Genomic DNA, 25,918 nt, shown 5'->3' with positions numbered 1-25,918 from the left:
CAAGCGGGTGATCCTCTCGGTCGGCGGCGAGACCGGCCGGGTCACCGTGAACGACGCCGCGTCGGCCACGGTGTTCGCCGACACGGCCGCCGCGCTGATCGCCCGCTACGGCTTCGACGGCATCGACATCGACCTGGAGAACGGCCTCAACCCGACCTACATGGCGCAGGCGCTACGCGCGTTGCGGGCCAAGGTCGGGTCGAGCCTGATCATCGCGATGGCGCCGCAGACGATCGACATGCAGAACCCGGCCGGCGGCTACTTCAAGCTGGCGCTCGACATCAAGGACATCCTCACCGTCGTCAACACCCAGTTCTACAACTCCGGGGCGATGCTCGGCTGCGACCAGAACGCCGCGTACGGCCAGGGCACCGTGAACTTCATCGTCGCGCTGGCCTGCATCCAACTGGAAGCCGGGCTCCGCCCCGACCAGGTCGGTCTCGGTCTGCCCGCCGGACCGGGGGCGGCCGGTGGTGGCATCGTCGCGCCCAGCGTGGTCAACGCGGCACTGGACTGCCTGGCCCGGGGCACCAACTGCGGCAGCTTCCGCCCGCCGCGTACCTACCCCGGCCTCCGCGGCGCGATGACCTGGTCGGTGAACTGGGACGTCAGCAACGGCAACACCTTCGCCCGCACGGTGGCCCCGCACCTGGACACCCTGCCCTGACAGTCCTGGCTGGCGTCCGTCCAGGGTGCCGGCGGTAACCGGTAGCGCGGATCAGCGACCGGCGGTCACCGACCGCCGGTCGTCGCGCTCCCGGCGCCGGCGGACCTTACGGATCACCCACATGGTCGCCATGACCACGAAGATCGCGACGATCGCGTAGTTGAACCAGTCGCTGTAGCGGGCCACGTCCTGCCACCGGCTGCCGAGCGCGTAGCCCGCCCCGACGACGAGACCGTTCCACACCCCGCTGCCGATCGTGGTGAACAGGATGAACTCGCCCAGCGGCATCCGGTTGGCACCGGCCGGCACGGAGACCAGACTGCGGACCACCGGCACCACCCGGCCGATCAACACCGCCCACCGGCCGTGCCGCTCAAACCAGCGGTCGGCCCTCTCCAGGTCGTCGCTGTCCACCAGCGGGATGCGGTCCAGCCAACGCTTGAGCCGCTCCTCGCCGAGCGCCGCGCCGAGCCAGTAGAGCACCAGCGCACCGATGAGCGAACCGACAGTCGCGGCCACCACCACGACCACCACGTTGAACTGGCCCTCGTGAGCCAGGAAGCCGGCCATCGCCAACACGATCTCGCTGGGGATGGGCGGGACGATGCTCTCCAACGCCACCAGCAGCGCCACGCCGACCGGGCCCATCGCCTCGATCACGGTGGCCACCCACCCGGTCAGCCCGGTGAACTCGGACGGGTCGCCACTCTGGGCGTACGCCATGGTCGTCCTTCCGCTTCGGCTCCAGGGGATCGGGTGGTCATACCCAGTCCAGCCGTTGCTACACCTGCGGTCAGTGCTCCGGGTGCAGCGCGGTGTCCGCCGGCCCCCGCCGCCAACCAGTGAACACCACTGTCAGGCCGGCGCGGGACGGCGCGCAGCAGAACGGACCGGCGACCGCCTCCACCGTCGGGTCCAGCGGGGTGAGTCGGACCAGTCGCCACGGCTCGTCGTCGGCCCGGGCCCGGACGGTCAGCGCGTCGCCGGCGCGGCTGACCCGCACTGTCACCTCCCGGCCCGACCACTGCGGCACCGGCGCCACCGACCAGTCGGAGAACTCCCGGGTCACCACAGCGCCGAGTTGCGACTCGCCGTCACTCATCTCGACACCGGCCTTGGTCCAGGTCCGTTCGTCGACCCGGACGAGCACGCCGGCCTGGTCGAACTGCGCCGAGAAGTCGAGCCGGAAACTCACCTCCATGGCCACGCCCACCGGAAGAGGCGCCAGCAGCGCCGGAGCGTCGTCGTGGACGAATCCGTAGCTGGTCCGCCGCCACAGGTCGCTGCCGGCGGCCGGTTCGACGACCAGCTCACCGGTCGGACCCGCCTCGACGCGTACCGGCGGGTGCAGCCACCTGCCCTCGGACCAGTCCATCGGTGCGCTCGGCGGCACGAGGTCGTTTCCCATGACCGGCACGATAACCAAGGGTTTGCCGCGCTGATCGTTCGGAGATGTTCCTCCGGCATGGGTGACCGTTGGTATTCCGAAGCCGTCGTCTACTGCCTCGACATCGACACGTACGCCGACTCCGACGGCGACGGGGTCGGTGACATCCGCGGGCTGATCGGGAGACTGGACTATCTGGCCCGTCTCGGGGTGACCTGCCTGTGGCTGCACCCCATCCACCCGTCGCCCAACCGTGACGACGGATACGACGTCACCGACTTCTACAACGTGGACCCGCGCTTCGGCACCCTGGGCGACTTCGCCGAGCTGCTGCACCAGGCGCAGAACCGGGGCATCCGCGTGATCATCGACCTGGTGGTCAACCACACCTCCGACGAGCACCCGTGGTTCCAGTCCGCCCGCTCCTCGCCGGACTCGCCGTACCGGGACTGGTACGTCTGGTCCGACACCGAGCCGGACGACCGGCACCAGGGCATGGTCTTCCCCGGCGAGCAGAACGAGACCTGGAGTTACGACCGGACCGCCAAGGCCTGGTTCTACCACCGGTTCTACAAGTTCCAGCCGGACCTCAACTTCGCCAACCCGGAGGTCCGGGCCGAGGTCAAGAAGATCATGTCGTTCTGGCTCCAGCTCGGCGTCTCCGGCTTCCGGATGGACGCGGTGCCGTTCATCATCGAGCTGACCGAACCGGGCAACCCGAACTCGCCGAAGGACTTCGAGTTCCTCACCGAGATGCGTCAGCACGTTCAGTGGCGTCGCGGCGACGCCGTTCTGCTGGCCGAGGCGAACGTCGAACCGGACCAGCTACCGACGTTCTTCGGCGACGCCAGTGGCTCCGGCAACCGGATCCACATGCTGTTCGACTTCATGCTCAACGGTCGGCTCATGCTCGCCCTGGCCCGCCAGGACCCGGAGTCGCTGATCGAGGCGCTGCGCGACACCCCGAAGCTGCCGGTCGGCGGGCAGTGGGCCACCTTCCTGCGCAACCACGATGAGATCGACCTGTCCCGGCTCACCACCGAACAACGCAACCAGGTGTACGCGCAGTTCGGCCCGGACGAGAACATGCGCATCTACGACCGGGGCATCCGTCGCCGGTTCGCCCCGATGCTCGGCAACGACCGGCGGCACCTGGAGTTGGCGTACGCCCTGCAGTTCTCGATGCGCGGCACGCCGGTGCTGCGCTACGGCGAGGAGATCGGGATGGGCGAGGACCTGTCGCTGCCCGGTCGGGAGGCGATCCGTACCCCGATGCAGTGGTCGTACCAGCCGAACGCCGGCTTCTCCACCGCGGACCCGGAGAAGCTGGTCCGTCCGGTGATCGACAAGGGTGAGTTCGGCTACCAGAACGTCAACGTCACCGCCCAGCGCAACGACTCGAAGTCGCTGCTCGCCTGGTTCGAGCGCATGATCCGTACGCTGCGCGAGGCCCCCGAGATCGGCTCCGGCTCGACCACCCACATCGACGTGGCGATGCCGGCCGGCGTGCTCGCGCACCGGGCGGACGGGCCGACCGGGACCATGGTGTTCGTGCACAACCTGGGCACCGAGGACGTCGAGGTGGACCTCAGCAGTCTTGAGCCGGAGGCCGACCAGCCGATCGACGTGCTCGCCGACCGTGGCTACGGCGAGCTGGGCAAGCTCGGTGCGGTGAAGGTGTCCGGGCACGGATACCGGTGGATTCGCCTATGCCGGGGTCGGGGGTTCTGACGCTAAGCTCCTCCGATCACCCCAAGTTACTCGGAGGTAGTCATGTCGGAGGAGCCCCGCGTCGCCATCGTCACCGGAGCCGCGCGCGGTATCGGCGCGGCCACCGCCCGGCGGTTGGCCGCTGACGGGATGGCCGTCGCCGTGGTCGACATCGAGGAATCGGCCACCAAGGAGACGGTCGACGCCATCGCGGCCGACGGCGGGCGGGCGCTCGGCGTGGGCGCCGACGTGTCCGACCGGGACCAGGTGGAGGCGGCCGTGGAACGGATCGCCACCGAGTTGGGCGCACCCACCGTCCTGGTCAACAACGCCGGCGTGCTGCGCGACAACCTGCTCTTCAAGATGACCAACGCCGACTGGGACACCGTGATGGGCGTGCACCTGCGTGGCGCGTTCCTGTTCAGCCAGGCTGCGCAGAAGCACATGGTGGACCGCAAGTGGGGCCGGATCGTCAACCTCTCCAGCACCTCCGCGCTGGGTAACCGGGGTCAGGCGAACTACGCCGCCGCGAAGGCCGGCCTCCAGGGCTTCACCAAGACGCTCGCCATCGAGCTGGGGCCGTTCGGGGTGACGGTCAACGCTGTGGCGCCCGGGTTCATCGTCACCGACATGACAGCGGCCACCGCCGCGCGGATGAAGGTCGACTTCGAGGACTTCAAGAAGCACGCGTCGGCCGAGATCCCGGTGCGCCGCCCAGGGTTCCCGGAGGACGTCGCGCACACCATCTCGTTCCTGACCAGCGAGGGTGCCGGCTTCGTCTCCGGCCAGGTCATCTACGTGGCCGGCGGCCCACGGGACTGACCCGTACCCCCGGCGGGGCGTTCCCTCGTGCAGGGCGCGCCCCGTCGTCGGGTCAGGCGGGGTCGCGGCGGGTGCGCCAGAGCCAGATAAGACCGAGCACCGGCAGCACCAGCGGGATGTAGCCGTACCCGCTGCCGAACTGCGACCAGACCGTCTCGTCCGGGAAGAGATCCTTGTCGACCAGGCTCAGGATGCCGACCGCGACGACACCGACCAGTTCCACGGAGCAGCAGGCCAACGCCACCCGTCGGCCGGTGTGCCCGGCCCGGGCCAGCCCCACCGCCGCCACGATGTAGATGAGCGCGGCCAGCGCGGATAGCAGGTACGCCACCGGTGCCTCGTCGAACTTGGTAGCGATCTGCAGACCCGCCCGGCTCGTCGCCGCGATGGCGAAGAGCAGGTAGACCGCGATCAGCAGCCGACCGGGGCCGGAGTTCGTGCGGCGCCGAGCCGGTTCGGTCTCAACCACCGAGCACCTCCCAGGTCTGCTGCAAGCGGACCACCACCACCGGGGTCACCAGACAGACCGCGCACACGATGGCCGAACCCCAACGGGTCGGCTCCATCCGGGCCAGCACCCAGGCCAGCGGCGGCAGGCAGACCAGCGTGACCAGGTAACCGAAGAAGGCGCCGGGCTCGCCGGGCCGATCGCCGCCGCCCACCGCGACGAGCGCCAGCACGCCCAGCACGAGCAACGACACCTCGAGTACGGCCAGACCGACGAACTGGACCCGGTCCGGCGGTCGTTGGCGCACCGCCACGACCAGCGCCCACGCCGCGACGAGCAGCGACAGCACGATCGACACCGTCGCGACGATCCCGTCCACCGGCGAGTCGGTGCTCACGCTGGTCACCGGCCCCACCCGGTCGTTGCCTCGGTCACCGGCACAGCCTACTAACCGTCGTAGTAAACGGCTGAACCCGCCTCGGCTCGCGTCCGTCGAGCGGTGCCTCGGACGGATTCTTCAGTCGCTGCCCTGCAACCAGTACACCGAGACGGCGAGGAGTTGGTCCGGTCCGTCGTTCCGGATCTGGTGCGGCACCCTGCTGTCGAACGCCGCGACGTCCCCGGCCCGCAGCACGCTCGTCTGGTCGCCGAAGGTCAGGGTTCCGGTGCCGGACACGATGATCCACACTTCGCGGGAGCGATGGACATCGAGGTCGTTGCAGGTGTTCGGGGCCACCGACCAGCGAGCAACCTCGAACGGTGCGGGCGCGCTCGCCGGGAACGGCAGCAGGCCCTGGTGCACGGGCCCGCCCTCGGCGAAGTCGTACCAGTGGGCGAAGGCGACCGGGCCGCTGGTCGATGGTGAGTTCGTGTTCGGCATGCCGTCGAGGCTGTCGCGCCGAACCCGGTGTGTCTGGCGGCAAACGGACCTGGCGTTGCCGGAGCGGGGGCCGAGGAAACGGGGAGTGGGCCGCTTCGATTGGTCGAACCCGCCGCCGTCGTGGCTGGTGGGGCGACTAGCGTGGATCACGTCCGTGGCGTCGCCACGGTGGGGGGAAAAGCGGAGGCACACGTGCTGCGGTTCGGTTTGTTCGGCACCGGTCACTGGGCGATCGAGACGCACGGGAAGGCGTTGCACGCCCACCCGGACGCGGAGTTGGTCGGGGTGTGGGGTCGCAACCCGGAGCGTGCCGCCGCGCTGGCCGAGCGGTACGGGGTGCCCGCCTACGCCGACGTCGACGCGCTGATCGAGCAGTGCGAGGCGGTCGCCGTCGCCCTGCCGCCGGACGTCCAGGCCGACATCGCGGTTCGGGCCGCCTCCGCCGGGCGGCACCTGTTGCTGGACAAGCCGCTGGCGCTCAGCGTGGCCGACGCCGACCGGGTGGTGGCCGCCGCCGAGGAGTCCGGTGTCGCCTCGGTCGTCTTCTTCACCCAGCGCTTCCAGCCGAACGTGACCGCGTTCCTCGCCGCCACCGCCGCCGCCGGGGGTTGGCAGCACGGCCGCACCACCGCGTTCGCCTCGATCTTCCAGGATGGCAGCCCGTACGGCGGTTCGTTGTGGCGCCGGGAGCACGGCGCGCTCTGGGACATCGCCCCGCACGCGCTCTCCATCCTCCTGCCCGTGCTGGGTCGGGTGACCCAGGTGGCGGCGATGGACGGGCCGAGCGGCATGGTGCACCTGTTGCTCACCCACGAGGGCGGTGCCACGAGCAGCGCCTCGCTCTCCCTGGACGCCCCGACCGAGTCGATGACCCGGGAGTTCGTGTTCTACGGCGAGAACGGCATCGAGAACGTCCCGTTCGGCGAGAACGACGCCGCCACGGCGTTCGGCGTCGCCATCGACCAACTGGTCGAGCAGGTGCGGGCCGGTACGCGGGACCACCGCTGCGACGTGCGCTTCGGCCGCGAGGTCGTCGAGATCATCGCCGCCGCCGAAACCGCCCGCGCCGAATCCCGCACGGTCCCCCTCTCCGCCTGACGCTGCGGTGATCAAGAGGTTTGCGTCATGCGGCACGGCGTGTCGTGACGCAAACCTCTTGATCACGGGGCAAAGGGGGGCCGGCGGGGTTGCGGTTTGTTGTAGTGGCGGCCGGGTAGCCGCTGGCATGCTGGTTCAGCGGCTCGGCGCGCCGAGCGATTTCGACCCGTTGCTGGAGCGCGTCCGGGACGCCCGGGTGGTGATGATCGGCGAGTCCACCCACGGCAGTTACGACTACTACCGGTTGCGTGAGCAGCTCACCCGTCGGTTGATAGCCGAGTGCGGCTTCTCCTTCGTCGCGGTCGAGGGTGACTGGCCGGACTGTGACCGGGTGCACCGCTCGGTGACCGCCGCGCCGGGTGGCGCACTCGAACCGCAGCTCGCTCTCGACCAGTTTGAGCGGTGGCCGACCTGGATGTGGGCCAACGCCGAGGTTGCCCGGTTCACCCGTTGGTTGCGGGCCTGGAACATGGAGCGGCCGGAGGATGAACGGGCCGGGTTCCACGGGCTCGACGTGTACAGCCTCTGGGAGTCGATGCAGGCGATCTTCGACTACCTGGGGGAGGAGGACCCGAAGTCGTTGGAGGCGGCGCAGGACGCCTACCGCTGCTTCGAGCCGTACGGCAAGAGGGTCGAGGAGTACGGCGCGGCCTCCAGGTTCGTCTCCGCCCGGTGCGAGGAAGAGGTTGTCCGGCTCCTCGCCCGGACCCGCGAGCACGCCCTCTCCGACGGCCCGGACAGCTTCTCGGCCTGGCAGAACGCGGAGGTCGTGGCCGGCGCGGAGCGTTACTACCGGGCGATGGTGGCCGGTGGGCCGGACTCGTGGAACATCCGCGACACCCACATGCAGGACACCCTGGACCGGCTGCTGGACCGGTACGGGCCGGACGCCCGGGGGATCGTCTGGGCGCACAACACGCACGTCGGGGATGCCCGGGCCACCGACATGGCCGCCGACGGGATGGTCAACATCGGCCAGTTGGCGCGGGAGCGGCACGGCGACGACGACGTGGCGTTGATCGGCTTCGGTAGCTACCGGGGCACGGTGATCGCCGCTCCGCGCTGGGGTTCACCGCCCGAGGCGTTGGTGGTGCCACCGGCCCGGGAGGGGTCGATCGAGCGGCGGTTGCACGAGCTGATGCCGGAGCGGGCGGTACTGATCTTCGGTGGTGACGACCAGCCGGGCTGGGTCACCGACACCGCGGACCACCGCGCGATCGGGGTCGTCTACGACCCGTCGTTCGAGTCCTGGGGCAACTACGTGCCCACCCGGCTCGGCGACCGCTATGACGCCTTCATCTGGTGCGACGACACCACGGCCCTGCACCCGCTACCGGTGCCAGCGGCCCCCGGCGAGATGGAGACGTACCCCGCAGGTGTCTGACCAGGGCTCGGTCGCGTCGATCATGGAGTTGTGGTGCTGGACGAAGGCCTCTGATCGGGGCACGACGGGCACCACAACTCCATGATCGACCGAGTGAGGGCTAGACCCTCGCGGGGACCCGGTCCTCCTCCAGGTGCTCGCGTAGGCCCTCGCCCTCGATGTCCACGTTGGGCAGGGCCCGGTTCAGCCAGCGGGGGAGCCACCAGGCACGGTCGCCGAGCAGGGACATCACCGCCGGAACGATGGTCATCCGGACCACGAACGCGTCGATGGCCACGCCGATGGCGAGCGCGAAGCCCATCGACTTGATGATCGGGTCTTCGAGGAACACGAAGCCGCCGAAGACGGACATCATGATCAGCGCGGCGGCGGTGACCACCCGGGCCCCGTGGCCCATGCCGCTGATCGTGGCCTCACGCGCGGTGTCGCCGTGCACGAAGTCCTCCCGCATCCGGGAGACCAGGAACACCTCGTAGTCCATGGCCAACCCGAACAGGATGCCGATCAGCAGGATGGGCAGGAAGCTGACCAGCGGGGCCGGGCTGTCCAGGCCGACCAGATCGGCGAGATGACCCTGCTGGAAGATCGCCACCGTGATGCCGAACGTGGCGGCCACGGTGAGCAGGAAGCCCAGCGCCGCCTTGAGCGGCACCAGCAGCGAGCGGAACACCAGCATCAGCAGCAGCACCGAGAGCCCGACGACCAGCAGCAGGTAGATCGGCAGCGCGTCCGAGAGCTTCTCCGAGACGTCGATACCGATCGCCGTGGCACCGGTGAGCAGCACCTCCGCGCCCTTGACCCCGCTGACCGCGTCGCGGACGTCGTGCACAAGGGTCTCGGTGGCCTCGTCGGTCGGGCCGGTCTTCGGCACCACGCCGAGCAGCGCGGTCCGACCGTCCGGGCTCAGCTGCGGCGGTGCCACCGCGAGGACGTTCTCGGTGCGTTGGATCATCGCGGCCACCTGCGGCACCGCAGCCGCGGTCGCCTGCGCGTCGTCGCCCGCCACGACCACCGCGAGCCGGCCGGTGAAACCGGGACCGAAGCCCTCGGTGGTCAGGTCGCTCGCCACCCGGGCCGGTGAGCCCACCGTCGCCGTGCTGGCGTCCGGCAGGGCCAGCCGCATGTCCGGCGTGGGCAGCGCGAGCAGCCCCAGGCCGAGCAGCGAGACCAGGATGACCGGCACCCGGAAGCGGATGACGAACCGCGCCCAGCGGAAGCCGAACCCGGAGCGGTCCTCGACCGGCAGCGTCTCCTCGTCCGAGGGCTCTCCCGGTGCGGCGTTGACAGTGGAGCGCAGCCGGCGGGGGAGTACCCGACGACCGGCGAAGCCGAGCAGTGCCGGCTGGAGGGTGATCGCGACGAGCACCGCGACGGTGACCGTGCCGGCGGCGGCGAGACCCATCACGGTGAGGAACGGGATGTTCACCACGGCGAGCCCGGCGAGCGCGATGACGACTGTGGCGCCGGCGAAGACGACGGCGGAACCGGCGGTGCCCACCGCCCGGCCGACCGCCTCCTCCGGGGACAGGCCTTCGAGCAGGTTCTGTCGGTGCCGGGAGGTGATGAACAGCGAGTAGTCGATGCCGACCGCCAGGCCGAGCATCAGCGCCAGGATCGGGGCGGTGCTGGTCAACTCGATGACGCCGCTGAGCGCGAACAGGCCGGCCATGCCGACGCCCACACCGATCAACGCGTTGAGCATGGTCATTCCGGCGGCGACCAGGGAACCGAACGTGATGATCAGGACGATCGCGGCGACCAGTACGCCGAGCGCCTCGGTGGAGCCGATCTCGGGCTCACCGCCGAGTACCTCGCCGCCCGGGGCGACCTGCCAACCCTGTGCCTTCGCCGCCGCGCCCACCTCCTCGTACGCGGTGCGTTGGTCGTCGGTCACCTCGTCCCCGCCGGTCGCGAACTGGACCTGGACCAGCGCGTACCGGCCGTTGGGCGTGACCGCGCCGACCTGGAACGGGTCGACGGCGCCGACCACGCCGGGCAGTGTGGAGGCCTGCTGGACCAACTCCCGCACCACGGCCTGGCCCTGCGGTGTGGCCAGTTGGCCGTCGGCCGGGGCCTTGACCGTGATGGTGCCGGTGGCGCCGCTGGCGGCGGGGAACTGCTCGGCGAGCAGATCGAGAGCGCGTTGGCTCTCGGTGCCGGGCATCGTGAAGTTGCTCGCCGTCGGGCCGCGCAGGGTCGCCGCGGCCAGGCCGGCGACGACGAGTACGACGAGCCAGAGCGCGACGACGAGCCGTCGCCGGCGCAACGCGCCCCGGCCGAGCCGGTAGAGCAGGGTGGCCATCAGGAGTCCTTGTCCTCGGTCGTGGGTGGTTGGGGCAGGGAAACGGCGACGGGCTCGACGGCCCGTCGGACGAGGGTGAGCAGGGCGGGGCGCAGTTCGTCGTCGGGGATGTCCACGAACTCGGCGCACGCCTCGGAGATGCCGGCGAGTAGTACGAGCGCGGCGATCCGGGCACCCGGCCGGTCGGAGTGACCGGCCAACGCGTCGCGTAGCCGGTCGGAGATCTCCTGGATGTGCGCGAAGGCCGGCTGGCAGAGCAGTTCCGGGAACTCGCCGCGGAGCACCGCGATCTCCCGCCGGAAACGGACCGCGAGGTCGACGAAGCCCTGTGCGGCGACCTCCTGTGCTGCCGCTCCGGTGAGGCCGCCGAGTCGGTCGTCGAGGTCCTGCAGCACCCCGATCGCCGGCGCCATCAGCTCGGCGAGCAGGGCTTCCTTGTTGGCGAAGTGGTAGAGCACAGTGGCCTTGGAGCAGCCCACCTCGCGGGCGATGTCCTGCAGCGAGGTGCCCCGGTAGCCGGTCACCGCGAACCGCCGCGCCGCCGCGGCGAGAATCTCGCCGTGCGTCTCGGACACCGCTCGTGCCATCACTGGTCCACCTCCGCAAACCAGCATGCCTGACCGATCGGTCAGACCCTGACCGATCGGTCAGACGGAAGCGGTGGCGTTCACCACACCTCGGGCGCGTTTATCTCTCGTGCTCGGCGTCGTACCTGGTCCGCGCCTCGGCGATGGCCCGGCGGTGCCGCTCGGCCCAGCTCGTGAGCGCCACCAGCGACTCGTAGAGCTCCAACGCCATCGGGGTGGCCGTGTACTCGACCTTGGGCGGGACGGTCGGATAGACGGTGCGGTGCAGCAGGCCGTCCCGTTCCAGGTTGCGCAGCGTCAGCGTGAGCATCCGCCGACTGATCCCCTCGACGTTCCGCTCCAACTCGGTGAAGCGCACCGGGCCGTGCGAGGCGGACACCAGGATGCTGATGCTCCATTTGCCGCCGACCCGGTCGAGCACCTCGCGGACGGTGCACGCCCGAGCCTGGCCCGGGGTGAACGGCACGTTGTCGGCCGTGCAGGTCACCTCGGCTGCGACCTGCGCGGACACATCGCTGTTCCTCTGGGACACAACAGTGCCTCCTTCCGCTCCGGCTCATGGTCACAGACGATGACCTCGGTAACAAACCGTGCACCAAGGAGGAGTGTCGTGGACCGAGTCGTCCCATCCCGCTGGCCGGCCCTGCTAATTCTTTGCGCCGGCAGCCTGATGATCATTCTGGATGGCACAGTCGTCGCGGTGGCGCTGCCCGCCGTACAACGGGACCTGGGTTTCACCGCCGCCGGCCTGGCCTGGGTGGTCAACGCCTACCTGGTCGCGTTCGGTGGGCTGCTGCTGCTCGCCGGACGCCTCGGCGACCTGCTCGGCCGGCGGACGGTCTTCCTGGCCGGCGTCGCGCTGTTCACACTGTCCTCGCTCGCGTGCGCGGTCGCCACCGGACCGGCAGTGCTGGTCGGCGCACGCTTCGGGCAGGGCGTGGGTGGCGCCCTGGCCATGGCGGTCAGCCTCGGCATGATCGTGCGGCTGTATCCCGAGCCGGCCGAGCGGGCCCGTGCCATCGCCGTGTTCAGCTTCACCGGCGCGGCCGGCGCGTCGGTCGGCACTGTCGCCGGAGGGGTGCTCACCGACGTGGCCGGCTGGCGGTCGATCTTCCTGGTCAACCTGCCGATCGGCGTGGTCATCCTGCTCGCCGCCGTCCGCCGGCTCCCCGCCGAACGGGGGATCGGCCTGCGCGCCGGCCTGGACGTGCCCGGCGCGCTGCTCGCCACCGCCGGTCTGATGGCAGCCGTGCTGGGCATCGTGGGCACCGCCGAGCACGGCTGGACCAGCGCCCGCACCCTCGCCACGGCAGTGCTCGCGGCGCTGCTGCTCGGCGGGTTCGCCGTACGTCAGCGGATGGCGGCCACCCCGCTGCTGCCGCCCCGGGTGTTGCGCGTACCGGGTCTGGTGGCGGCGAACGCGGTGCAGTTCCTCATGGTCTGCGCGTACTTCGGCTTCCAGTTCCTGCTCGCCGTGGAGTTGCAGGTGGTGCTCGGACTGGACGCGTCGGCCACCGGCTGGGCCTTCCTGCCCACCCCGGTGATGATCGCGGTGGTGTCGCTCGGCGTGGCCGGTCGGCTGATCGCCCGCTGGGGCGCCCGGGCCGTGCTCCTGACCGGGCTCGGCCTGGCGACAGTCGGTTTCCTGCTGCTCGCCCGGCTCCCCGCCGACGGCGCCTACGCGGTGGACGTACTCCCCGCGATGTTGATCTTCGGTTTGGCCGGTGGCCTGACCCTGCCGGCGGTCACGACAGTGGCCATGGCCGGCGCGACCGACGCGGACGCCGGGCTCGCCTCCGGCCTCGCCAACACCACCCAGCAGGTCGGCGGCGCGGTCGGCCTGGCCGTGCTGGCCACCCTGGCGGCCAGTCGCAGCGACGGCCTACGGGCCGCCGGCTGGGCCGAGACCGCCGCGCTCGCCGGCGGCTATCGGACCGCGTTCGCCGTGGCCGCCGGGCTGGTGGTCGCCGCGCTGCTGGTGGCGTCGGCGACACTGCCCCGACGCCCGGCCGGGTCGTCGCCGGACGCCGAACCGTCGGGCCCGGCCACGACGAGCACCGACGACGATCGGCAGGTCCGGTTGACCGGCGGCACCGGGGCCGGGAGGGTGGTCGGGTGACCAAGGCTGACGAGACCCGGGACGGCGTGGCCCTGACCAACCTGGACCAGCCGCTGTCCGACCGCGACGACGCGACGAAGCGTGACCTGGTCGACTACCTGGACGCGGTCCACGACCGCATCCTCCCGCACCTGCGGGGCAGGCCGCTGTCGGTGATCCGGGTCCGCCCCGGGCAGCCACCGTTCATGCAGAAGAACCTGCCCCGCTACACCCCCGACTGGGTGCGTCGGGCACCGGTGTGGGCGGAGGCGTCACACCGCGAGATCTCCTACGCCCTCTGCGACGACCGGCGCACCCTGCTCTGGTTCGCCAACCAGCGGGCGGTGGAGTACCACCCGACGCTGGCGACCACGGCCGACCTGCACCGCCCGACCCACCTGGTGCTCGACCTGGACCCGCCGGAGGGCGACGGGTTCCGTGCGGCCGTCGGCGCGGCCCTGCTGGTCCGTCAGGCGCTCGCCGACGCCGGCCTGGCCGGCGCGGTCAAGACCAGCGGGGCCAAGGGCGTGCACGTCTTCGTCCCGGTGGTCGACGAACCCACGGCGGAGGAGTTGGCCGCCGCCACCCGGGCGCTCGCCGTCCGCGCCGAGCGGCTCGACCCGGCGCTGGCCACCACCGCGTACATCAAGGAGGACCGGGGCGGCCGGGTCTTCGTCGACGCCACTCGCGCGGGTGGTGCGACGGTGGCCGCCGCGTACAGCCCTCGGCTGCGGCCCGGGATGCCGGTCTCGTTCCCGGTCGACTGGGCCGACCTGACCGAGGTGACCCCCGCCGACTTCACCATCCGGACCGCGCCGACGCTGCTCGCCGACGGCGACCCCTGGACGGCGCTGATGCCGGCACCGCAGTCACTCCCCGCCGACCTCGTCGCCGAGGGGCGGACCATCCCGGTGGCCCGGGTGCAGGCCATGCACGAGGGGAAGCGCCGCGCCCGCGCCCGGCGCGAGGCCGGTTGAGCGGCCTCGCTGGCCACGCTCGCGCCCGGCTGGCGGCTGATTGTCGGTGGGTTGTGGCACGATTTCCCAGGTGAGCAGCAGACCCGACGCGACGCAGCGCCTCGCCGACCTGGCACGGCTGCGCCGGGTTCGCGACCGGATCGACAGGGAGTACGCGTCTCCCCTGGACGTCGAGGCGCTCGCCCGGGGCGCGCACATGTCGGCGGGGCACCTCAGCCGCGAGTTCCGGCTCGCCTACGGCGAATCCCCCTACAGCTATCTCATGACCCGGCGCATCGAGCGGGCGATGGCCCTGCTGCGCCGTGGCGACCTGAGCGTCACCGAGGTCTGTTTCGCTGTCGGTTGTTCGTCGCTGGGCACCTTCAGCACCCGCTTCGCCGAGCTGGTGGGCGTGCCGCCGAGCGTCTACCGCAGGCAGGCGGCGCAGGCGACGGCGGGGATGCCGTCGTGCGTGGCGAAACAGGTGACCAGACCGGTCAGGAATCGAGAAGCGCGGGTCACGGCCCCGCAACTAGCGTGATCGCCATGGACATCACCATTCACTCGAGCTTCCTTCCGCACACCGATCCGGAGGCCTCGCTGGCCTTCTACCGCGACATCCTCGGCTTCGAGGTCCGCCTCGACGTCGGCTACGAGGGCATGCGCTGGATCACGGTCGGGCCGGTCGGCCAGCCCAGCACCGCCATCGTCCTGCACCCACCGGCCGCCAACCCCGGCATCACCGACGACGAGCGGCAGACCATCCTCGAACTGATGGCCAAGGGCAGCTACTTCGGGGTCAACCTGGCCACCTCCGACCTGGACGCCACCTTCGCGAAGCTGGAGGGCAGCGACGCCGAGGTCGTCCAGGAGCCGACCGAGCAGCCGTACGGCGTACGCGACTGCGCTTTCCGGGACCCAGCGGGCAATATGATCCGCATCCAGGAAGTGCGCTGAGCCGTCCGGCCCGACAGATGGAGACACGATGAGCACGGCCTCCCAGCCGTCCGCGCCGCACGTCGCCGACAGCCACGACCTGATCCGTGTGCAGGGCGCGCGGGTCAACAACCTCAGGGACGTCAGCGTCGAGATCCCGAAGCGGCGGCTGACGGTGTTCACAGGTGTCTCCGGCTCCGGCAAGAGCTCGTTGGTGTTCGGCACCATCGCCGCCGAGTCGCAGCGGATGATCAACGAGACGTACAGCGCGTTCGTGCAGGGCTTCATGCCGACGCTGGCACGCCCCGAGGTCGACCTGCTGGACGGTCTGACGACGGCGATCATCGTGGACCAGGAGCGGATGGGGGCCAACTCCCGGTCCACAGTGGGCACCGCCACCGACGCCAACGCGATGCTGCGCATCCTGTTCAGCCGGCTCGGGCAGCCACACATCGGCTCGCCCAACGCGTATTCCTTCAACGTCCCCTCGGTGAAGGCCACCGGCGCGATCACCGTCGAGCGCGGTGCCGGCAAGACGAAGACCGAGAAGGCGACCTTCACCCGGCTCGGCGGCATGTGCCCACGGTGTGAGGGCATGGGCGCGGTCACCGACATCGACCTGTCCGCGCTGTACGACGACAGCCTCTCGCTGAACGAGGGCGCGATCACGATCCCGGGCTACAGCATGGAGGGCTGGTACGGCCGGATCTTCCGCGGCTGCGGCTACTTCGACCCGGACAAGCCGATCGGCAAGTTCACCAAGCGGGAGCAGCACGACCTGCTCCACCGTGAGCCCACCAAAATCAAGATCGACGGCATCAACCTGACGTACGCCGGCCTCATCCCGTCGATCCAGAAATCCTTCCTCTCCAAGGACATCGACGCGTTGCAGCCGCACATCCGCGCCTTCGTGGAGCGGGCGGTGACCTTCACGACCTGCCCCGAGTGCGCCGGCACCCGGCTCAGCCAGGAGGCCAGGTCGTCGAAGATCCAGGGCAAGAACATCGCCGACGCGTGCGCGATGCAGATCAGCGACCTGGCCGCCTGGGTACGCGGCATCGACGAGCCGTCGGTGGCCCCGCTGCTGGCCGGGCTGCAACACCTCCTCGACTCGTTCGAGGAGATCGGGTTGGGTTACCTCTCGCTGGACCGGCCCTCGGGCACCCTCTCCGGCGGCGAGGCGCAACGCACCAAGATGATCCGCCACCTCGGCTCGTCGCTCACCGACGTCACCTACGTCTTCGACGAGCCGACGATCGGGCTGCACCCGCACGACATCCAGCGCATGAACGAGCTGCTGCTCCAACTGCGCGACAAGGGCAACACCGTGCTGGTCGTGGAGCACAAGCCGGAAGCCATCGCCATCGCCGACCACGTCGTCGACCTCGGGCCCGGCGCCGGCACCGACGGCGGCACCGTCTGCTACGAGGGCAGCCTGGAGGGCCTACGCGCCAGCGGCACCATCACCGGCCGCCACCTCGACGACCGGGCAGCCCTCAAGGACCAGGTACGCACGCCCACCGGCAAGCTGGAGATCCGTGGCGCCACTGCCAACAACCTCCGAAACGTCGACGTCGACGTGCCACTCGGGGTACTCGTCGTCGTGACAGGTGTCGCCGGCTCCGGCAAGAGTTCCCTGGTCCACGGCTCCATCCCTCCCGGCGCGGGTGTGGTGTCGATCGACCAGGGCGCGATCCGTGGGTCGCGGCGGAGCAACCCGGCCACGTACACCGGTCTGTTGGACCCGATCCGCAAGGCGTTCGCGAAGGCCAACGGCGTGAAGCCGGCGCTGTTCAGCGCCAACTCCGATGGCGCCTGCCCGAGCTGCAACGGCGCCGGTGTCATCTACACCGACCTGGGGATGATGGCCGGCGTCGCCGCACCCTGCGAGGACTGCGAGGGCAAGCGGTTCCAGGCGTCGGTGCTGGAATACCGCCTCGGCGGTCGCGACATCAGCGAGGTGCTCGCGATGTCCGTGACGGAGGCGGAGAAGTTCTTCGGCGCCGGTGACGCCCGTACGCCGGCCGCGCACGCCATCCTCGACCGACTCGCCGACGTCGGGCTCGGCTACCTCAGCCTGGGTCAACCGCTCACCACCCTGTCCGGCGGCGAGCGGCAACGACTCAAGCTGGCCACCCACATGGCCGAGAAGGGCGGCGTCTACGTCCTCGACGAGCCGACCACCGGCCTGCACCTGGCCGACGTCGAGCAACTGCTCGGCCTGCTGGACCGCCTCGTCGACTCCGGCAAGTCGGTGATCGTCATCGAGCACCACCAGGCCGTCATGGCGCACGCCGACTGGATCATCGACCTCGGTCCCGGCGCCGGCCACGACGGTGGCCAGATCGTCTTCGAGGGCACCCCCGCCGACCTCGTCGCCGACCGCTCCACCCTCACCGGCGAGCACCTGGCGGCGTACGTCGGCGGCTGACGGTCTGGTCCGGCTCGTCTCCCGTTCCGGCTCGGCGGCTGACGGGTCTCTGGTTCAGGCGACGGGCGGTCGGGTCTCCTCTGCCGTCCTGATCGCCAGGGCCGCGCAGATGACGGCAATCAGTCCGAGGGCGACAGTGGCCGGGGTGACATACCCGGGCACCGACGAGGTGACGTAAGACCCGCCGCCGGTGAGGTGGCACTCGAAGTGCAGCGGGAAAAGGCTGACGCCGTACCCGTCGACCATGCTCGCCACCTGCGGCCCGACCTCCCGGCAGGGCTCGATCGGGGAGGCGCCGGTTCCGCCGTCCTCCGCGCGCATCACCGCGTAGCCGAGGTGGAGCAGGCCCCATGCGTACACGGCGACGGTTCCCGCGCCGACGAGGAGCGCTGCGGCCCGCAGTCGCCCCGGCTGCCTGCGGAGCACCGCTGTGAGCCCACGAACGGCGAGGATCGTCGCGGCGACGGCTCCGGCCAGTGCGGCGAGGATCAGTCCGAGAAACAGCATGACGACATCTTGATCTTGCCGGGTCGCAGATGCAAGAAACCGGGCGCGGGGAGCCATCATGCTCCTGCGCCCGGTCAAGGTCTTCCTGGTGCCCCCGGCAGGATTCGAACCTGCGCCCCCGCCTCCGGAGGGCGGTGCTCTATCCCCTGAGCTACGGGGGCTCAGCGACTGGAGAAGACTAGCAAACCTCCCCTCCGTACGCCGAATCGGTATCGGGTGAGCCGATCGTGTCGACGACCGACTCACCCGGCGGTCAGGCCGCTACCGCTCGGCGGTCAGGCCGCTACCGCCCGGCCGCAACTGGGCAGCGGGTGCAGGACGATCCGGCGCGGGAGTCGGCGCGGCCACTCGTTGCGCGGCCAGGAGCCGTCCACGATCAGATGCACGGTGCGCTGCTCCTCGCCGCTGAGCCGCAGCACGAAGTCGCGGGGGAGCGGCGGGTCCACCGTCGGCGTGGTGATCATGAAGCGCACCCGACCGCGGGACGAGACCGCCGAGATCACGTCCGCAGCCGGCATCGTGCCGCGCAGCCGGACCCGCCCGATCCAGTAGACCTCCGCGAGGTGCTCCTGGGCGGCCCGGGTGATCGCCGGGTACTCGCTGCGAACCCAGCGCTCCACAGCACTGACGCAGAGCCCGCAGGCGCGCTCGCGCGGCTCGCGCGGACCCAACCCCCAGGCCCGCAGGTACGCCCCGACGGCGCCAGCGTCCAGCGGCAGGTCGAAGCGCCGCTGGATGAGCGTGGTGAGGCTCTGCCGCGTCCACAACTCCTCGTCCAGGCCGAACTCGTCGGGGTGGACGCCCCGCAGCGTGTCGATCAGTTCGAGTTCCTGTTCGCGGCTGAGCATTCCCGGCTCGCCCTGCCGCTGTCCGCGACGGACGGCTGCCACCGCCCCGTCACCGCCGATGGTGTGGCGCCGGCACCAACTGGTGACCGAACGCCGTGCGTCTCTGAGTGCAACCCCCACGTCTTGGGCAACGAGCCCGAATCGCAACTGGTCACGATATGTGGGGAGAAAACTCTCTAAGCAACGCAATCGCCTGGACCGCTCGAATCGTCCAACGCGGACATAAGTGGACAAGCAGTTACAAGTACGGCCCGGTGTCTCGAGTGATCAAGCCCCGGAGCGCGTGGCTCCGCTCTTGATCCACTCCATGTCGGCGATATCGGGGTATCAACCCCTCGGGACACCCCCAGTTCGCCGATCTGGAGTGGATCAAGAGGCGCGCTGGCCTGCCGGACCGCGCCGGCCTGCCGGGGACCCCCGCGCCTCGCCTCGTCGTGGCTCGTGGCAGATCGGCGATGTGGCGGTGTCCGGACGCCCGGAACACCGCCACATCGGCGACCTTGCGTGGATCTTGCGGACCTCGACGAGATCGGCCTCGCCATGACGCAGGCCGGTGGTGACGCGGCCGGTCGGATCAGCCCTTGGCTGCCTGCGCCTGGAGCTGCCGGAGGTTGTTCAGTTCGGTCTGCTGGGTGGCCTTCATGGTCTTCGCCACCCGCAGCACCTCGTCGTTGTCGGTCTCGCCGAGCGCCGCGTCGATCATGTGGATGCCGCCCAGGTGGTGGGCGTACATCAGGGTGAGGAACTGCCTGTCGACCTCGATGCCCCGGGCGTCCCGCAGGGAGGCCATCTGTTGCGGCGTGGCCATGCCCGGCATCAGGCCGTCCTTGACGGTGGCGCCGTCGGACATCCACGACATCGGTGGCTGCGAGCCGGTCGGGCTCAGGCCCCACTCGCGGAGCCAGGTCTGCATGGCACCGATCTCGCCCTGCTGCCCGGTGGCGATGTCGACGGCGATCTGCCGAACCTCGGGGAGGGTGGCCGACCGGTACGCGATCAGGCTCATCTCCACCGCCTGCGCGTGGTGATTCGTCATGTCCCGGGCGAAGCCCGCCTCGACCGACGAGTCACCGGGCCGGGTGAGCCGGGGGGTGAGCAGGCCGCCCGCGTACCCGAGGAGCAGCCCCACCACCACCATGATGGCGAGCGCCAACACGCCGTAACGCGCCGGCTGGGCCCGGCCGCCCTCGTCGGGGGCGGCCGGGATGTCGTCGTACTCGCTGTCGGTGGCGGTGGGGGCGGTCATCGGGGTCCTTACTGGGTGGGCTGCTGCTGGAGCTCACGCGGCGTGGTGCCGGTGGCGGTGATGCCGGTGTTGCAGAGCGCCGTGGGGCCTTCGACCGAGGCGTTGACCCGCAGGTCCTTGATGAACTCGTCGATCCGCGAGTCGTCGGCGTTGTCGACCTTGAGCTGGTAGCCCCACGCCTGGAGGGAGATCGGCTTGTCCAGGCCCTCGTACGGGCTCATGAAGGTCTTCTCGACGCCGCGCACCTTGCCGGCGAGCTTGTCGACCTGGTCCTTGGGAAGGTCGGGCCGGTAGGTGATCCAGACGGCGCCGTGCTCCAGGCTGTGCACCGCGTGCTCGTTGGCGATCGGGGCGTCGTAGACGTCGCCCATGCAGTTCTGCCAGGCGGCGTTGTGCACCCCGCCCACGGGCGGCGAGTAGTTCCAGGTCAGCGGGCCCGACTTGTGTGACTCGTACTTGAGGCTGTCGGGGTCGGACTTGCGGATGTTGGCGATGCCGTCGATGGCGTTGGCGCGCTTGTCCCACGGCTTCGAGCCCTGGAACGACGCCCAGGCGCCGTACCCGATGATGCCGGCCGCCAGCACGCCGACCGCGACGAAGAGCGCGATCGGACCCCAGGCGCGGCCCTGGGTCACCTTGACCGGGGTGACCGGCTTGCGCGGGCCCTTGCCACCGGCCCGGGGGGAGCCCGCCGGCTTGCCGGAACCGGCCTTGGCGCCGGACGCCGGCCGGCCCGCTGCCGGCTTCTTGCCGGTGCTGACCACGGTCGGGCGGCGCTCAGGGCCACCCGGGGTGCTGATGCTCATCGTGCCTCGTCAAGTCGGTCGGTCAGGGGAGTGGCGGGCCGGATGACGCGCAGGGGAGCCGCCGAGTGCCCGAGTCTACCCCCGATAACATGGTTGGGTGACTCCTGCAGAACTAGCCTCGGTCGTCCTTGCCGCCGCCCACGCCGTCTTCGAGCAGCGTGGGCTCGACCGCGCCGCGCTGCCGGCGAGCACTGTGGTGGAGCGACCGCGCAACCCCGAGCACGGCGACTACGCCTCGACGCTCGCTCTGCAGTTGAGCAAGAAGGTGGGCGTTCCGCCCCGGGAGCTGGCGACGGCCCTGGCCGACGAGCTGGGCCGGGCAGCAGGTGTCAAATCGGTGGAAATCGCCGGGCCGGGCTTCCTGAACATCCGGCTCGACGCGGCCGCCGCCGGTCAGCTCGCCCGGGTGATCGTCGAGGCCGGCGCGGAGTACGGCCGCAGCGACCGCCTGGCCGGCGAAAAGATCAACCTGGAGTTCGTCTCGGCCAACCCGACCGGGCCGGTGCACATCGGCGGGGTCCGTTGGGCGGCCGTCGGTGACGCGCTGAGCCGGCTGCTGCGGGCCACCGGGGCCGACGTCGGCACGGAGTACTACTTCAACGACGCCGGTTCGCAGATCGACAGGTTCGCCCGGTCGCTGCTGGCCGCCGCCATGGGTGAGCCGGCGCCGGAGGACGGCTACGGCGGGGCGTACATCGCCGAGATCGCCACCGAGGTGCAGGCCCGCCGGCCGGAGGTGCGCTCGCTCGACGACGACGCCGCCCAGGAGGTCTTCCGGGTCGAGGGCGTCGCGCTGATGTTCGACGAGATCCGCTCCTCGCTGCGGGACTTCGGGGTGGAGTTCGACACCTACTTCAACGAGAAGGACCTGCACGACCGGGGTGAGCTCGACCTGGCACTGAACCGGCTGCGCGCGCAGGGGCACCTCTACGAGTCCGAGGGCGCGACCTGGTTGCGCACCACCGACTTCGGTGACGACAAGGACCGGGTGCTGCGCAAGTCCAACGGCGAGTGGACGTACTTCGCCGCGGACTGCGCCTACTACCTGGACAAGCGGGAGCGCGGCTTCGAGCGGGTCGTGATCATGCTGGGCGCCGACCACCATGGCTACATCGGCCGGATGAAGGCCATGGCCGCGTGCTTCGGCGACGACCCGGAGCGCAACCTGGAGATTCTCATCGGGCAGCTGGTCAACCTGCTGCGCGACGGCGCCCCGATGCGGATGAGCAAGCGGGCCGGCACCGTGATCACCCTGGAGGACCTGGTCGACGCGATCGGCGTGGACGCCTCCCGGTACGCGCTGGCCCGCTACTCGAGCGACTCGCCCATCGACATCGACATCGAGCTGTGGACGCGGGCGACCCGCGACAACCCGGTCTACTACGTGCAGTACGTCGCCGCCCGGACGGCTGGCGTGGCCCGTAACGCCGCCGAGGTGGGGCTGGTCCCGGGTGACGCCGACGCCTTCCGCCCCGAGCTGCTCGACCACGAGAAGGAGAACGAGCTGCTCAAGGCGCTCGCCGAGTTCCCGGCGGTGGTGGCGACCGCAGCCGAGCTGCGCGAACCGCACCGGGTGGCCCGCTACCTGGAGGAGAGCGTCGCCGCCTCCTATCACCGCTTCTACGACAACTGCCGGGTGCTGCCGTTGGGTGACGAGGAGGTCACCGACCTGCACCGGGCCCGGCTCTGGCTGAACAACGCCACCCGCACGGTGATCGCCAACGGCCTGTACCTGCTCGGCGTCACCGCCCCGGAGAGGATGTAGCACGATGCGGGCTCACGAGGCAGGTGCGCTGCACGCGGACATCAGCAACCGGGGGCCGGCGTGGCTGCGTACCCCGGAGGACGTGAACGCCCTGCTGCCCACGCTGTGGCCGCGCAGCGTGACGCGCGGCGCGGACGGCGCGGTCGCCGTCGCGGGCCTGAGCGTCCGCGACATCGCGGCCGAGTTCGGCACCCCGGTGTACGTCCTGGACGAGGCCGACCTGCGGTCGCGCTGCCGTGACTTCCGGGCGGCCTTCCCGACCGAGGACGTTTTCTACGCGGGCAAGGCGTTCCTCTGCCGGGCGGTGGTCCGGATGATCGCCGAGGAGGGCCTGCACCTGGACGTCTGCACAGGAGGTGAGCTGGCCACCGCGCTCTCGGCCGGGATGCCGCCGGAGCGGATCGGCTTCCACGGCAACAACAAGTCGGTCGCCGAGTTGGGCAGGGCGTTGGACGCCGGGGTGGGCCGGATCATCGTGGACTCGTTCACCGAGATCGACCGGCTCACCGCGTTGGCCCGCGAGCGCGGGGTGCGGCCCCGGGTGCTGGTCCGGGTCACGGTGGGCGTCGAGGCGCACACCCACGAGTTCATCGCCACCGCCCACGAGGACCAGAAGTTCGGCTTCTCGCTGGCTGGCGGCGCCGCCGCGAACGCCGCCTTCAAGATCCTCGACGAGGGTGTGCTGGAGCTGCGTGGCCTGCACTCGCACATCGGTTCGCAGATCTTCGACGCCAGCGGCTTCGAGGTCTCCGCCCGCCGGGTGCTCGCCCTACAGGCTCAGATCCGCGACGCGCGCGGGGTGGAGCTGCCCGAGCTGGACCTGGGCGGTGGCTTCGGCATCGCGTACACCACCCAGGACGACCCGGCCACTCCGCAGGACCTGGCCAAGCGGCTGCGCAAGATCGTCGACTCGGAGTGCGCGGCGGAGAACCTGGCCGTGCCACACCTGTCGATCGAGCCGGGCCGGGCCATCGTCGGGCCGGCCGTGTTCACCCTCTACGAGGTCGGCACTGTCAAGACCCTCGACGGCATCAGGACGTACGTCAGCGTCGACGGCGGGATGAGCGACAACATCCGTACCGCCCTGTACGACGCGTCGTACTCGGCGACGCTGGCCTCGCGGGCCTCCGACGCGCAGCCGTTGCTCGCCCGCGTGGTGGGAAAGCACTGTGAGTCCGGGGACATCGTGGTGAAGGATGAATTCCTGCCCGCCGACGTGCAGCCCGGAGATCTTGTCGCGGTGCCCGGCACCGGTGCGTACTGCCGCAGCATGGCCAGCAACTACAACCATGTGCCGCGTCCACCGGTGGTCGCGGTACGCGACGGCCAGGCACGCCTGATCGTCCGGCGGGAAACCGAAGAGGACCTGCTCGCATTGGATGTTGGATGACGTCACCTGTGCGCTTGGCGCTGCTCGGCTGCGGCACTGTCGGCCAGGAGGTGGTCCGGCTGCTGCACGAGCAGTCGGCCGACCTGGCCGCGCGGGTCGGCGCACCGCTGGAGATCGCCGGCATCGCCGTCCGTCGGCTCGGTCGCGACCGGGGTGACCTGCCGGTCGACGAGAGCCTGTTCACCACCGACGCGCTCGGGCTGATCAAGCGCGACGACGTGGACGTGGTGGTCGAGGTGGTCGGCGGCATCGAGCCGGCCCGAGGCTGGCTGGTCGAGGCGCTGCGCGCCGGCAAGAGCGTGGTCACCGCCAACAAGGCGCTGCTCGCCGAGGACGGCGTGGCACTGCACGAGGCGGCGGCCGAGGGCGGCGGTGACCTCTACTACGAGGCGTCAGTGGCTGGGGCCATCCCACTGCTGCGCCCGCTGCGCGAGTCGCTGCACGGTGACCGGATCAACCGGGTCACCGGCATCGTCAACGGCACCACCAACTTCATCCTCTCCGCGATGGACGCGACCGGCGCCGGCTTCGCCGAGGCACTGGAAGAGGCAACCGCACTGGGGTACGCGGAGGCCGACCCGACAGCCGACGTCGAGGGCTTCGACGCGGCGGCGAAGGCGGCGATCCTCGCCTCGCTGGCGTTCCACACCCGGGTCGGCGCGGCGGACGTACACCGTGAGGGCATCACCGAGGTGACCGCCGCGGACATGGCCAGCGCCAAGGCGATGGGCTGCACCATCAAGCTGCTCTGCATCGCGGCCCGGGGTGTCGACCCCACCGGCCGGGAGACCGTCAGCGTCCGGGTGCACCCGGCGATGATCCCGCGCAGCCACCCACTGGCCAGCGTGGGTGACGCGTTCAACGCGGTCTTCGTCGAGGCGGACGCCGCCGGGCAGTTGATGTTCTACGGCCGGGGGGCCGGGGGCGCGCCGACCGCGAGCGCGGTGCTCGGTGACGTGGTCGCGGTTTCCCGCAACCGCCTCGCCGGTGTGCGCGCGGCCAGCGAGAGCGCGTACGCGGACCTGTCGGTGCGGCCGATGGGCGAGGCGTTGACCCGCTACCACGTCAGCCTCGACGTGGCCGACCGTCCGGGTGTGCTGGCTGCGGTGGCGGGCGTGTTCGCCCGGCACGACGTGTCGATCGCGACAGTGCGGCAGGGTTCCGCGGGTGGGGCTCCCGGCCGGGACGGCGACGCGGAGCTGGTCATCGTCACCCACGTGGCACCGGACGCCGCGCTCGCCGCGACAGTGGGTGAGCTGCGCGGTCTGGACATCGTCCGGTCGGTGACGAGTGTGCTGCGGGTCGAGGGCGGCGCCTGAGTCGTTGGACCATCGACGGGGCTGCTCGCGCGTCCCGCCAGGTGGGTAAGCCCGGGTCTGCCCTCGACAGCTGGGGCAACGTGGTCCAAGGTGGCCCCGACGAGGTCGGCGCACGGTGCCAGAGGCGAGGAGAGCGACATGTGGCGGGGTCTGATCGAGGCGTACCGGGATCGGCTGCCGGTCACCGAGGCCACGCCGGTCGTCACGCTGCACGAGGGGAACACCCCGCTGTTGCCCGCGCCGGTGCTGTCCGCCCGGATCGGCTGCGACGTGCACCTGAAGGTGGAGGGCGCCAACCCGACCGGCTCGTTCAAGGACCGGGGCATGACCG

25 protein-coding genes, 1 tRNA gene and 1 pseudogene are annotated in these 25,918 nt (G+C 70.6%); 14 read left to right on the top strand and 13 right to left on the bottom strand.

Annotated features, from left to right (window positions below):
• On the top strand, window positions 1-667 hold a 667-nt coding region (locus ACWCO3_RS09960), incomplete at its 5' end, for a glycosyl hydrolase family 18 protein (protein ID WP_450009445.1).
• Between the two features lie 51 nt (window positions 668-718).
• Here the strand turns inward: ACWCO3_RS09960 and ACWCO3_RS09955 are convergent.
• Entirely contained in the window at window positions 719-1,390 is a 672-nt protein-coding gene (locus tag ACWCO3_RS09955; protein WP_145779171.1) for a DedA family protein, read from the bottom strand.
• A gap of 70 nt (window positions 1,391-1,460) precedes the next feature.
• Window positions 1,461-2,075 carry a DUF1349 domain-containing protein gene (locus ACWCO3_RS09950; RefSeq protein WP_450009443.1) on the bottom strand — a complete coding sequence of 205 codons (615 nt, stop codon included), beginning with the start codon at window positions 2,073-2,075 and terminating at the stop codon, window positions 1,461-1,463.
• A 57-nt stretch (window positions 2,076-2,132) separates the two neighbouring features.
• Between ACWCO3_RS09950 and ACWCO3_RS09945 the strand changes: the two genes are divergently transcribed.
• Entirely contained in the window at window positions 2,133-3,785 is a 1,653-nt protein-coding gene (locus ACWCO3_RS09945) for an alpha-amylase family protein (RefSeq protein WP_145779173.1), read from the top strand.
• A gap of 42 nt (window positions 3,786-3,827) precedes the next feature.
• Entirely contained in the window at window positions 3,828-4,586 is a 759-nt protein-coding gene (gene fabG, locus ACWCO3_RS09940) for a 3-oxoacyl-ACP reductase FabG (RefSeq protein ID WP_145779174.1), read from the top strand.
• Here fabG and ACWCO3_RS09935 read toward each other — a convergent pair.
• From ACWCO3_RS09935 to ACWCO3_RS09925, 3 genes and pseudogenes are all read right to left on the bottom strand, one after another.
• Window positions 4,559-5,055: pseudogene (locus ACWCO3_RS09935) on the bottom strand (hypothetical protein). The gene fabG and the pseudogene ACWCO3_RS09935 sit on opposite strands and share 28 nt — an antisense overlap.
• Window positions 5,048-5,440 carry a hypothetical protein gene (locus ACWCO3_RS09930; protein WP_145779176.1) on the bottom strand — a complete coding sequence of 131 codons (393 nt, stop codon included), beginning with the start codon at window positions 5,438-5,440 and terminating at the stop codon, window positions 5,048-5,050. Before ACWCO3_RS09930 ends, ACWCO3_RS09935 begins: the two are co-directional and overlap by 8 nt.
• Before the next feature lie 111 nt (window positions 5,441-5,551).
• Window positions 5,552-5,914, bottom strand: a complete 363-nt coding sequence (locus ACWCO3_RS09925; RefSeq protein ID WP_145779177.1) for a cupin domain-containing protein — start codon at window positions 5,912-5,914, stop codon at window positions 5,552-5,554.
• A gap of 192 nt (window positions 5,915-6,106) precedes the next feature.
• Here ACWCO3_RS09925 and ACWCO3_RS09920 point away from each other — a divergent pair, with 192 nt between their 5' ends.
• Both ACWCO3_RS09920 and ACWCO3_RS09915 read left to right on the top strand, forming a co-directional pair.
• Window positions 6,107-7,012 (top strand): Gfo/Idh/MocA family protein, encoded by a 906-nt coding sequence (locus ACWCO3_RS09920; RefSeq protein ID WP_167524768.1) that lies wholly within the window; start codon window positions 6,107-6,109, stop codon window positions 7,010-7,012.
• A gap of 127 nt (window positions 7,013-7,139) precedes the next feature.
• Window positions 7,140-8,396, top strand: a complete 1,257-nt coding sequence (locus ACWCO3_RS09915; protein WP_358053294.1) for an erythromycin esterase family protein — start codon at window positions 7,140-7,142, stop codon at window positions 8,394-8,396.
• Window positions 8,397-8,496: 100 nt separating this feature from the next.
• Here the strand turns inward: ACWCO3_RS09915 and ACWCO3_RS09910 are convergent, their stop codons facing one another.
• The 3 genes from ACWCO3_RS09910 to ACWCO3_RS09900 form a co-directional block, all read right to left on the bottom strand.
• Window positions 8,497-10,698 carry an MMPL family transporter gene (locus ACWCO3_RS09910; protein ID WP_450009438.1) on the bottom strand — a complete coding sequence of 734 codons (2,202 nt, stop codon included), beginning with the start codon at window positions 10,696-10,698 and terminating at the stop codon, window positions 8,497-8,499.
• Window positions 10,698-11,285 (bottom strand): TetR/AcrR family transcriptional regulator, encoded by a 588-nt coding sequence (locus tag ACWCO3_RS09905; RefSeq protein WP_145779180.1) that lies wholly within the window; start codon window positions 11,283-11,285, stop codon window positions 10,698-10,700. Before ACWCO3_RS09905 ends, ACWCO3_RS09910 begins: the two co-directional genes overlap by 1 nt.
• Before the next feature lie 100 nt (window positions 11,286-11,385).
• Window positions 11,386-11,772, bottom strand: coding sequence for a winged helix-turn-helix transcriptional regulator (locus tag ACWCO3_RS09900; protein WP_145785464.1), 387 nt, complete (start codon window positions 11,770-11,772; stop codon window positions 11,386-11,388).
• A 123-nt stretch (window positions 11,773-11,895) separates the two neighbouring features.
• On the opposite strand from ACWCO3_RS09900, the gene ACWCO3_RS09895 reads away from it, so the two are divergent.
• The 5 genes from ACWCO3_RS09895 to ACWCO3_RS09875 all read left to right on the top strand — a co-directional run bounded on the left by ACWCO3_RS09895 (window position 11,896) and on the right by ACWCO3_RS09875 (window position 17,706).
• The gene (locus tag ACWCO3_RS09895; protein WP_450009436.1) at window positions 11,896-13,404 is read left to right on the top strand and encodes an MFS transporter; all 1,509 of its coding nucleotides are present in this window, start codon (window positions 11,896-11,898) and stop codon (window positions 13,402-13,404) included.
• The gene (locus ACWCO3_RS09890; RefSeq protein ID WP_145779182.1) at window positions 13,401-14,360 is read left to right on the top strand and encodes a DNA polymerase domain-containing protein; all 960 of its coding nucleotides are present in this window, start codon (window positions 13,401-13,403) and stop codon (window positions 14,358-14,360) included. Before ACWCO3_RS09895 ends, ACWCO3_RS09890 begins: the two co-directional genes overlap by 4 nt.
• Window positions 14,361-14,430: 70 nt before the next feature.
• On the top strand, window positions 14,431-14,880 hold the full coding sequence (locus ACWCO3_RS09885) for a helix-turn-helix transcriptional regulator (protein WP_358164122.1): 450 nt from the start codon (window positions 14,431-14,433) through the stop codon (window positions 14,878-14,880).
• Window positions 14,881-14,885: 5 nt separating this feature from the next.
• Window positions 14,886-15,296: a VOC family protein gene (locus ACWCO3_RS09880; RefSeq protein ID WP_145779184.1), complete on the top strand. Its 411-nt coding sequence runs from the start codon at window positions 14,886-14,888 to the stop codon at window positions 15,294-15,296.
• Between the two features lie 28 nt (window positions 15,297-15,324).
• A complete protein-coding gene (locus ACWCO3_RS09875) occupies window positions 15,325-17,706 on the top strand; it encodes an ATP-binding cassette domain-containing protein (RefSeq protein ID WP_450009432.1) in 2,382 nt (793 codons plus the stop codon).
• Window positions 17,707-17,760: 54 nt separating this feature from the next.
• Here the strand turns inward: ACWCO3_RS09875 and ACWCO3_RS09870 are convergent, their stop codons facing one another.
• The 5 genes from ACWCO3_RS09870 to ACWCO3_RS09850 form a co-directional block, all read right to left on the bottom strand.
• Window positions 17,761-18,213 carry a hypothetical protein gene (locus ACWCO3_RS09870; RefSeq protein ID WP_450009430.1) on the bottom strand — a complete coding sequence of 151 codons (453 nt, stop codon included), beginning with the start codon at window positions 18,211-18,213 and terminating at the stop codon, window positions 17,761-17,763.
• Between the two features lie 86 nt (window positions 18,214-18,299).
• Window positions 18,300-18,374 (bottom strand) — tRNA-Arg (locus ACWCO3_RS09865).
• Window positions 18,375-18,488: 114 nt separating this feature from the next.
• Window positions 18,489-19,181 carry a winged helix-turn-helix domain-containing protein gene (locus ACWCO3_RS09860; RefSeq protein WP_279519737.1) on the bottom strand — a complete coding sequence of 231 codons (693 nt, stop codon included), beginning with the start codon at window positions 19,179-19,181 and terminating at the stop codon, window positions 18,489-18,491.
• Window positions 19,182-19,635: 454 nt separating this feature from the next.
• Window positions 19,636-20,307 carry a DUF305 domain-containing protein gene (locus tag ACWCO3_RS09855; protein WP_450009428.1) on the bottom strand — a complete coding sequence of 224 codons (672 nt, stop codon included), beginning with the start codon at window positions 20,305-20,307 and terminating at the stop codon, window positions 19,636-19,638.
• Between the two features lie 8 nt (window positions 20,308-20,315).
• Window positions 20,316-21,113, bottom strand: coding sequence for a DUF3105 domain-containing protein (locus tag ACWCO3_RS09850; RefSeq protein WP_145779188.1), 798 nt, complete (start codon window positions 21,111-21,113; stop codon window positions 20,316-20,318).
• 97 nt (window positions 21,114-21,210) lie between these two features.
• Here ACWCO3_RS09850 and argS point away from each other — a divergent pair, with 97 nt between their 5' ends.
• The 4 genes from argS to ACWCO3_RS09830 all read left to right on the top strand — a co-directional run.
• Window positions 21,211-22,878, top strand: coding sequence for an arginine--tRNA ligase (argS, locus tag ACWCO3_RS09845; RefSeq protein WP_450009426.1), 1,668 nt, complete (start codon window positions 21,211-21,213; stop codon window positions 22,876-22,878).
• Window positions 22,879-22,882: 4 nt separating this feature from the next.
• Window positions 22,883-24,268: a diaminopimelate decarboxylase gene (gene lysA / locus ACWCO3_RS09840; RefSeq protein ID WP_145779190.1), complete on the top strand. Its 1,386-nt coding sequence runs from the start codon at window positions 22,883-22,885 to the stop codon at window positions 24,266-24,268.
• Between the two features lie 8 nt (window positions 24,269-24,276).
• Window positions 24,277-25,587 (top strand): homoserine dehydrogenase, encoded by a 1,311-nt coding sequence (locus ACWCO3_RS09835; RefSeq protein WP_358164320.1) that lies wholly within the window; start codon window positions 24,277-24,279, stop codon window positions 25,585-25,587.
• 138 nt (window positions 25,588-25,725) lie between these two features.
• Window positions 25,726-25,918: pyridoxal-phosphate dependent enzyme (locus ACWCO3_RS09830; protein WP_450009424.1), on the top strand; the 193-nt coding region annotated here is incomplete at its 3' end.

The sequence above is a fragment of the Micromonospora sp. NPDC002411 genome, from assembly GCF_053592955.1.
Note: the sequence above shows the minus strand (reverse complement) of the source record. Positions and strands in the feature narration are given on the sequence as shown.

What these genes read in the sequence shown, in the direction of transcription:
- ACWCO3_RS09955 (WP_145779171.1), bottom strand. Translation starts at nt 1,390, where the DNA reads ATGGCGTACGCCCAGAGTGGCGACCCGTCCGAGTTCACCGGGCTGACC.
- ACWCO3_RS09950 (WP_450009443.1), bottom strand. Translation starts at nt 2,075, where the DNA reads ATGGGAAACGACCTCGTGCCGCCGAGCGCACCGATGGACTGGTCCGAG.
- ACWCO3_RS09945 (WP_145779173.1), top strand. Translation starts at nt 2,133, where the DNA reads ATGGGTGACCGTTGGTATTCCGAAGCCGTCGTCTACTGCCTCGACATC.
- fabG (WP_145779174.1), top strand. Translation starts at nt 3,828, where the DNA reads ATGTCGGAGGAGCCCCGCGTCGCCATCGTCACCGGAGCCGCGCGCGGT.
- ACWCO3_RS09925 (WP_145779177.1), bottom strand. Translation starts at nt 5,914, where the DNA reads ATGCCGAACACGAACTCACCATCGACCAGCGGCCCGGTCGCCTTCGCC.
- ACWCO3_RS09915 (WP_358053294.1), top strand. Translation starts at nt 7,140, where the DNA reads ATGCTGGTTCAGCGGCTCGGCGCGCCGAGCGATTTCGACCCGTTGCTG.
- ACWCO3_RS09910 (WP_450009438.1), bottom strand. Translation starts at nt 10,698, where the DNA reads ATGGCCACCCTGCTCTACCGGCTCGGCCGGGGCGCGTTGCGCCGGCGA.
- ACWCO3_RS09905 (WP_145779180.1), bottom strand. Translation starts at nt 11,285, where the DNA reads ATGGCACGAGCGGTGTCCGAGACGCACGGCGAGATTCTCGCCGCGGCG.
- ACWCO3_RS09880 (WP_145779184.1), top strand. Translation starts at nt 14,886, where the DNA reads ATGGACATCACCATTCACTCGAGCTTCCTTCCGCACACCGATCCGGAG.
- ACWCO3_RS09875 (WP_450009432.1), top strand. Translation starts at nt 15,325, where the DNA reads ATGAGCACGGCCTCCCAGCCGTCCGCGCCGCACGTCGCCGACAGCCAC.
- ACWCO3_RS09870 (WP_450009430.1), bottom strand. Translation starts at nt 18,213, where the DNA reads ATGCTGTTTCTCGGACTGATCCTCGCCGCACTGGCCGGAGCCGTCGCC.
- ACWCO3_RS09855 (WP_450009428.1), bottom strand. Translation starts at nt 20,307, where the DNA reads ATGACCGCCCCCACCGCCACCGACAGCGAGTACGACGACATCCCGGCC.
- ACWCO3_RS09850 (WP_145779188.1), bottom strand. Translation starts at nt 21,113, where the DNA reads ATGAGCATCAGCACCCCGGGTGGCCCTGAGCGCCGCCCGACCGTGGTC.
- lysA (WP_145779190.1), top strand. Translation starts at nt 22,883, where the DNA reads ATGCGGGCTCACGAGGCAGGTGCGCTGCACGCGGACATCAGCAACCGG.